The organism is Azospirillum sp. UFLA03-27, from assembly GCF_059803775.1.
In genome coordinates this window covers 1-3,308 of sequence record NZ_JAUQTX010000417.1, presented here as the reverse complement: position 1 = coordinate 3,308, position 3,308 = coordinate 1, and the positions used below count along the sequence as shown (strand labels likewise).

Annotated in this window: 3 protein-coding genes; all 3 read right to left on the bottom strand. The window is 69.3% G+C overall.

Annotated features, from left to right (window positions below; all coding sequences use genetic code 11):
- Positions 1 to 1,619: efflux RND transporter permease subunit (locus Q4I23_RS31710; RefSeq protein WP_498528863.1), on the bottom strand; the 1,619-nt coding region annotated here is incomplete at its 3' end.
- Between the two features lie 16 nt (positions 1,620 to 1,635).
- On the bottom strand, positions 1,636 to 2,796 hold the full coding sequence (locus Q4I23_RS31705; RefSeq protein ID WP_498528862.1) for an efflux RND transporter periplasmic adaptor subunit: 1,161 nt from the start codon (positions 2,794 to 2,796) through the stop codon (positions 1,636 to 1,638).
- Entirely contained in the window at positions 2,793 to 3,215 is a 423-nt protein-coding gene (locus Q4I23_RS31700; protein WP_498528861.1) for a TetR-like C-terminal domain-containing protein, read from the bottom strand. The genes Q4I23_RS31705 and Q4I23_RS31700 overlap by 4 nt, the downstream gene beginning before the upstream one ends.
- Positions 3,216 to 3,308 lie beyond the last annotated feature (93 nt).

The window sequence follows — 3,308 nt, the reverse complement described above, 5'->3', positions numbered from 1 at the left end:
GCCATCAGCAGCACCAGCCAGCGCCAGCGCAGCGCCCAGCGCAGCGCCCGGCCATAGACCCGCGCCAGCGCGTCGAAGGCGCCCTGGAAGCCCGCCGCGAAGCGCCCGAAGACGCCGCGCCCGTGCCGCCCGTGGGCTGCCGGGTCGTACCACAGACTGGACAGCATGGGGTCCAGCGTGAAGGACACGAACAGCGAGATCAGCACCGCCGCCGACACGGTGATGCCGAATTGCAGGAAGAAGCGCCCGATGATGCCGCCCATGAAGGCGACGGGCAGGAACACCGCCACGATGGTCAGCGTGGTCGCCAGGACGGCCAGCCCGATCTCCTTGGTGCCGTCCAGCGCCGCCTGCCGGTGCCCCTGGCCCTTGCCGAGGTGGCGCATGATGTTCTCGCGCACCACGATGGCGTCGTCGATCAGGATGCCGATGGCCAGCGACAGCGCCATCAGCGTCATCGTGTTCAGGGTGAAGCCGAAGGCCGCCAACACGCCGAAGGTGCCCATCACCGCCACCGGCAGGGTCAGCGCGGTGATCACCGTGCTGCGCCAGGACCCCAGGAAGATCATCACGATGGCGATGGTCAGCACGCCACCCTCGACCAGCGTGCGCTGGACGTTGCTCAGCGAGTTGATGATCCCGCGCGAGGTGTCGCGCACCACCTCCAGGGCGACGTCGGAGGGCAGGGAGCCGTCGCGGCGCAGCTCGTCCAGCGCCTTGTAGAGTCCGCGCGCCACCTCCACCGTGTTGGAGCCCTGGATCTTCACCACGTCGACGGCCAACGCCGGCTGCCCATTGAACAGTGCGACGGAGTCCTGCTCCTCCTGGCCGTCCAGCACCTCGGCGATCTGGCGCAGCCGCACCGGCTCGCCGCCGCGACGCGCGACGATGATGTCGAGCAGCTCCCGCGGGTTGATGACGCGACCATCGACCTGGACGACGCGCTCCGCCCCGTTGCCGGAGACGGTGCCGGCGGGAATGTCCTGGTTCTCGTCGCGGATCGCCTTGAGGACCTGGTCGACGCCGACGCCCAGCGCCTCCAGCCGTTCCGGGCGCAGCCGCACCTGGACCTGCCGCTTGACCCCGCCGGCGATGGTCGCCCGCCCGACGCCGCGCACGTTCTGCAGGCGCTTAAGGACGATCTGGTCGGCCATGGTGGTCAGGTCGCGCAAGCTGCGGATATCCGACTTCACCGCGAGGGAGAGGATAGGCTGGTCGTCCGGGTTGAAGCGGGTGATCTGCGGGTCCTTCACCTCGTCGCGGAACTTGGGGCGCAGGGCCGACACTTTCTCGCGCACGTCCTGCAACGCCTGGGTGGAGGCGGTCTTCAGGTCGAACTCGGCGATCACCACCGACTGACTCTCGTAGGAGCGGGAGGTCAGGGTCTTGATGCCGGCGATGGTGTTGACCGCGTCCTCGACGGGACGGGTGACGTCGGTCTCGACCGATTCCGGGCTGGCGCCGGGGTACTCGGTGGAGATGACGACCAGAGGGAAGTCCACGTCGGGAAACTGGTCGACGCCCAGCCGGTTGTAGGAGAACAGGCCCAGCACCATCAGCGCCACCATCATCATGGTGGCGAAGACGGGGTTGTCGACGCTGATGCGGGTGATCGGCATGGCGCGGCGCGTTCCTTTACGAACCCATGACCTTGACGGCCCGCCCGGCGGTCAAGCCGGGCAGGGGGGCGGTCACCGCCAGATCGCCGTCGGCCAGCCCGCGCACCTGCATGAGATCGCCGCGCGCCCAGGCGCCCAGCACCTCGACCTTGCGGCGCTCCACCCGGTCCCCGGAGACGACCAGCACGAAGTCACCGTCCTGGTCATGGCGGACGGCCGCCGGGGGCAGGGCGAAGGCGCCCTCCACCTCGTCGACCACCGCGTCGCCCGCGGCGAACATGCCGCCGCGCAAGGCTCTGTCGGCGTTGTCGAGGACGATGTATACGGGGATGGCGCGGGTGCCGGCGCGGGCCATCGGGTTGATGCGGGCGATCCGGCCGACGAAGTCGCGCTCGCCGAAGCCCTCCACGCGCAGCCGCACGGTCTGGCCGGGCTTCAGCCGGGCCACGTCGTCGGCGGGCACCGCCGCCTCGACCTCGACGCGGCTGAGATCGACGACGGAGAACATCTTGGCGTTGACCGCCAACGTCTCGCCGGGATTGACCGCCCGCTCGGCCACCGTTCCGTCAATCGGGCTCACCACCACCGCGTCGCGCAGCGCCTTGCGGGCGAGGTCCACCTGGGCCTCCAGCGCTGCGACGGTGGCCTGCTGGAAGCGGAAGGTGCTCTGCGCCTGATCCATGTTGGTTTCCGAGACGATGTCCTTCTGGCGCAGCGCCAGATTCTTCGCGCGGGTCTTGTCCGCCAGGACGAGCTGCGCCTTGGCGCCCTCCAGATTGCTCAGCTTCTCATCCAGCTTGGCCTGAAGCTCCACCGTGTCGAAGCGGGCCAGCACATCGCCCTTCCGGACGGCCTGCCCCTCGCGCACCGGCACCTCGACCAGCCGGGCGGCGACCTCCGACTTCACCATGGATTGCTCCATCGGCTTCACGGAGCCGCTGAGCCGCACCAACTCGGTCAGACGGCGCGGGGCCATGCGGGTCAGCTCGACGGGCGACAGCTCCACCGCCCGCTCCGCCGGGGGCAGGCTGGCCGCGGCGGGCGACACCGCGTCGCGGCTGCTCGTCACCTTCCAGGCGACGCCGCCCGCGGCCAGCGCCCCGGCGATCAGCAGGGGCAGCAGCAGCCGGCGCCGCGGCTTGGCGGCGGGACCATCGGAACGGGCGGCGTCGATCATGGGATGCGGTCCTTGGGTTCGGCCCTCAGCCCGTTGAGGACGAGGTCGAGGTAGGCGTCGAGGTAGGATTCGGCGGAGGCCGCGGCGGGGTCCGGCTCGAAGGGGCGCAGCGAGTGGTTCCACAGCGACAGCATGCTGAGCGGGGCGGCGATGACGCGGGCCATTTGCTCCACATCCACCGGTCGGAACTCCCCGCGCTCAATGCCGCGGCGCAGGATGCGCGCGAAGAAGCGGCGGCCGCGCAAGACGACCTCCTCCATGTAGAAGCGGGCGAGGTCGGGGAAGTTCTGCGCTTCGGCGATGACCAGCTTCGACAGTCCGGCGTTGGGACTCTGCTCCATCTCCCAGAAACCGCGGGTCAGGATGCGCAGGAACTCCTCACTGCTGCCGGTGAAGCTGTCCAAAAGGTCTTCGCCCATCTGGAACTGCGGCAGGATGGACTGCCGGACGACCGCTTTGAACAGCCCTTCCTCTGTCTCTTATACACATCTCCGAGCCCACGAGACTATAAC

Excerpts from the sequence above, each read along its gene's own strand:
- Q4I23_RS31705 (WP_498528862.1), bottom strand. The coding sequence starts at position 2,796 with ATGATCGACGCCGCCCGTTCCGATGGTCCCGCCGCCAAGCCGCGGCGC.
- Q4I23_RS31700 (WP_498528861.1), bottom strand. The coding sequence starts at position 3,215 with ATGGGCGAAGACCTTTTGGACAGCTTCACCGGCAGCAGTGAGGAGTTC.